Source organism: Mesorhizobium sp. M0306, from assembly GCF_040321655.1.
Taxonomy (GTDB): Bacteria; Pseudomonadota; Alphaproteobacteria; order Rhizobiales; family Rhizobiaceae; genus Mesorhizobium.
The window spans coordinates 1-3,232 of sequence record NZ_JAMYRY010000081.1 but is presented as its reverse complement, the minus strand read 5'-3'; the positions used below and the strand labels follow the sequence as shown (position 1 = coordinate 3,232).

Annotated in this window: 5 protein-coding genes; 3 read left to right on the top strand and 2 right to left on the bottom strand. The window is 65.4% G+C overall.

Annotation, left to right across the window (positions count from 1 at the left end):
* Window positions 1-144 precede the first annotated feature (144 nt).
* The gene (locus NKI95_RS34075; protein ID WP_023678332.1) at window positions 145-357 is read right to left on the bottom strand and encodes a cold-shock protein; all 213 of its coding nucleotides are present in this window, start codon (window positions 355-357) and stop codon (window positions 145-147) included.
* Window positions 358-657: 300 nt separating this feature from the next.
* On the opposite strand from NKI95_RS34075, the gene NKI95_RS34070 reads away from it, so the two are divergent.
* The gene (locus NKI95_RS34070; RefSeq protein ID WP_023719370.1) at window positions 658-984 is read left to right on the top strand and encodes a hypothetical protein; all 327 of its coding nucleotides are present in this window, start codon (window positions 658-660) and stop codon (window positions 982-984) included.
* A gap of 51 nt (window positions 985-1,035) precedes the next feature.
* Here the strand turns inward: NKI95_RS34070 and NKI95_RS34065 are convergent, their stop codons facing one another.
* Window positions 1,036-1,608 (bottom strand): methylated-DNA--[protein]-cysteine S-methyltransferase, encoded by a 573-nt coding sequence (locus NKI95_RS34065; RefSeq protein ID WP_352722223.1) that lies wholly within the window; start codon window positions 1,606-1,608, stop codon window positions 1,036-1,038.
* 163 nt (window positions 1,609-1,771) lie between these two features.
* Here NKI95_RS34065 and NKI95_RS34060 point away from each other — a divergent pair, with 163 nt between their 5' ends.
* Window positions 1,772-2,593, top strand: coding sequence for a transglycosylase SLT domain-containing protein (locus NKI95_RS34060; RefSeq protein WP_352722222.1), 822 nt, complete (start codon window positions 1,772-1,774; stop codon window positions 2,591-2,593).
* Window positions 2,586-3,074, top strand: a complete 489-nt coding sequence (locus NKI95_RS34055; protein WP_352722219.1) for a GNAT family N-acetyltransferase — start codon at window positions 2,586-2,588, stop codon at window positions 3,072-3,074. The genes NKI95_RS34060 and NKI95_RS34055 overlap by 8 nt, the downstream gene beginning before the upstream one ends.
* The last annotated feature ends 158 nt before the right edge of the window (window positions 3,075-3,232 follow it).

Here is a 3,232-nt window from a genome sequence, read left to right as displayed (position 1 = left end):
GCAGCGTTTTGGCCGCGCCGGCCCAAACCGGCTGCTGCGGTTTGCCGGGCGCTGTCGCTCCGGCGCGCTACGCGCGCTCCTGTCAGTACATCCCTCACTTCCGGCCCGCCCCGGGCTATCGCCCGGCGCGCGCCATTCGCAAAATCAGGCTGCCTTGCTCAGAGATCCAGCGGACGACTTGCCAGTGCGGCGGTCCTGCTCGATCTCGAAGTTGATCTTCTGGCCTTCGACCAGGGTCGACAGTCCAGCGCGCTCGACTGCGGAGATGTGAACGAAAACGTCCGCGCCGCCGCTGTCAGGCTGAATGAAGCCGAAACCCTTGGTGGAATTAAACCACTTGACCGTACCTGTTGCCATTTCGATAGTCCTTTACGTTTGCTTTAGTTTGACTGGACCGAAACCCAGCCGGTTTGTATCGAGATTTTGGAGATAGAACGTCAGCAAACGCGAATATCGCGAGGCCCGGATCGATCGGCCGAAATATCAATGCACCGCATATAATATGCTTTCGCGCGAAAAACAAGACGGGGCGGAAAATGGCGCGGCGGCAACGCTGCCCAACGGCCGCCCCAATCGCGTGAGAGCGTCGTCGTTGCGCGCCTGACGCGGGAGGATCGCGCGGGCTTCGGGCGCGACCGGGTTTTGGGGAGAGGGGCCATGAAAATCGTTCTGCTTGCCGCTTGCCTGACGCTGGTGGCCGCCGAGGCGCAGGCGGTCTCGCGTTACGACCCGACGCGCATGAGCTGCGGCAAGGTGCAGGCGACGATCGCGCGCGAGGGCGCGGTCATCCTGCGCTACAGATCGGCGCGCGTGCCGGGGCTGGCGCTCTACGACCGCTATGTGCGGAGCCAGCAATTCTGCGACATCGGCGAGGTCAGGGCGCGGGCCTCGGTGCCGAGCGCCGACACGAATTCCTGCACCGTCTATAAATGCAAGCGGGTGGAGATCGATCGGCGCTTCCGCCGGCGCCTGCTTCCGGATTAGGCTGGTCGAGATGGTGCGCTGGGTGCCGGCCTCATCTGAATATCAGCACACCTAAAACCCGAACGACACCTGCGCGGGCGGCGGCGGGCCGACGCGTACGCCTTCCATTGCCAGCATCTTTTCCTTGGTAGCCGAGCCGCCGGGGGCGGAAAAGCCGCCGATCTTGCCGCCGGCGGCAAGGATGCGGTGACAGGGAATGACCAGCGGCACCGGGTTGGCGCCGAGTGCGGCGCCCGTTTCACGCGCGAGCCCGGCATGGCCGGCGCGTTTGGCCAGTTCGCCATAGGTGGTGGTTTCGCCGAAGCCGAGCTTTCGCGCCGCGTCATAGATCGCCAGGCGGAACTCGTCGACGCCGCTGAGATCGACCGGCACGTTGGAGAAATCGATGTCCTCGCCGGCGGCATAGGCCTTGATCGAGGCGATCAGCTCGGCAATCCATTGCGGTTCGGGCTTGGCGGCTTGTTCGACGTGTGAGGCATGGCGCAGCAGCCGGCGCTCCACCGCGTCGCGATTGCGCTGCGGCAGGCAGAGCCGGGTCAGCCCGGCATCGCTCCAGGCGATGCCCATGAAGCCGAGCACGGTCTCGAAGACCGCGTGGCCGGCGGTGGCATGAGAGGCGTCCATGGCGTGCTCCTTTCCGGAATCCTTCGAAGTACAAATCCAGAACAATATCGCATTTCCCGGCCCGGCTCGCCACCCGAAAACCACCGTCTACCGCGGATTGCCGGGGGAAAGATGCTGGTGTAAGGACTTTCTTAACACCCGACGAACCGGACCCGAGCGCCGCTTGCCAGCAAAATTCCTCTTTCCCGTCCTAGCGGCGGTGTTGGCCGTCGCCGCTCTCAGCGGTTGCACCTCGACTTCGCCGGTGACCCCGGCGCCGGCCTTCACCGAAAATGCGGCCAACACCGATGCCGGCTTCACGCTGGCGCTGCCCGACACGGTTTCGGTGCTGCCGGAACCGTCCGGCGTCGCCCAGACGGCGGCGCTGCCGGTCGAGCCCGCCGCCGCCTTTGCCGGGCCGACACCGCTGGCGGCAACTACCCCCGCCGTCATGACCGCCAATGCCCAGCCAGCCGCCGCGACGGCCGCCGTCGCCATGCCGGTCACCGAACAGACCGCCGCCATGCCCGGCGTTCAGCCGGTCGCTTACACGGTGCCGCAGAACCCGGCCGTTCTGGCCGCGATCGACCCCACCGAGGGCCAGTCGAATGCCGGCGGCCGCAGCGAGATCGAGCGGCTGATCGAGAAATATTCCGCGCTCTACCAGGTGCCGGTCGACCTGGTGCGCAGCGTCGTCAACCGCGAGAGCACGTTCAACCCGAAGGCCTATAATCGCGGCCATTGGGGGCTGATGCAGATCAAGCACGCGACGGCGCGCGGCATGGGCTATGACGGGCCGGCAAGCGGCCTGTTCGACGCCGAGACCAATCTGAAATACGCGGTGAAATATCTGCGCGGCGCCTGGCTGGTCTCAGGCGGTAACCCCAAGCGCGCCGACCGGCTCTACCAGAGCGGCTATTACTATGACGCCAAGCGTAAGGGGATGCTGGGCGAAACCGGCCTCGGCAGCGACAGCCTGCGCCGCCGCATGCAGCCCGATGCCTGAGCCGCGCCCACCGGCGCCGAACGACATCCGCCTGCGCAAGATCCTCGACGACACGCTTCTGGCGCCGCGCTGGCCAGAAGGTTTTTTCATGCGCGGCTTCGAAGCCGCCGATGCGCTCGCACTGCATGCGCTTTTGACCGCGGTGTTCGACGACGGCGCCGACGGGCCGTTCGACGAATGGTGGCCGCGTATTTCGGGCGACGCGGAATTCGACCCGGCTTTGTGTTTCGTGGTTATCGATCGCAAGGGCCGGCTGGCGGGCGCGGCGCTCTGCTGGACGCGGGCTTTCGTCAAGGACCTTGCCGTCCATCCCGAGGCGCGCGGCAAGGGCATTGCCGAGGCGCTGATGCGGCACGCGTTTGCGGTGTTTCAGGCAAGGGGCGCGGCGCATGTCGACCTCAAGACCAATACTGTCGAGAACGCCGCCGCGGTCAGGCTTTACCAGCGGCTGGGGATGCTCGAGGTAGACTGGGCAGGGTGAGGGGCGGCAAGCGCCTCGGTAAGTGCGGCGATGTTCAGCAGAGGCTGTGACGCTCGAAGGTAACGGCATGGATCCTAGAGTCTTTCACGTTTTGACGGAAGCGTATCCGGCGTTTGTGAAGTAGTTTTTGCATTCGCCGGGTTCGATCGTCGCAACGA

What these genes read in the sequence shown, in the direction of transcription:
- NKI95_RS34065 (WP_352722223.1), bottom strand. Translation starts at nt 1,608, where the DNA reads ATGGACGCCTCTCATGCCACCGCCGGCCACGCGGTCTTCGAGACCGTG.
- NKI95_RS34075 (WP_023678332.1), bottom strand. Translation starts at nt 357, where the DNA reads ATGGCAACAGGTACGGTCAAGTGGTTTAATTCCACCAAGGGTTTCGGC.
- NKI95_RS34070 (WP_023719370.1), top strand. Translation starts at nt 658, where the DNA reads ATGAAAATCGTTCTGCTTGCCGCTTGCCTGACGCTGGTGGCCGCCGAG.
- NKI95_RS34055 (WP_352722219.1), top strand. Translation starts at nt 2,586, where the DNA reads ATGCCTGAGCCGCGCCCACCGGCGCCGAACGACATCCGCCTGCGCAAG.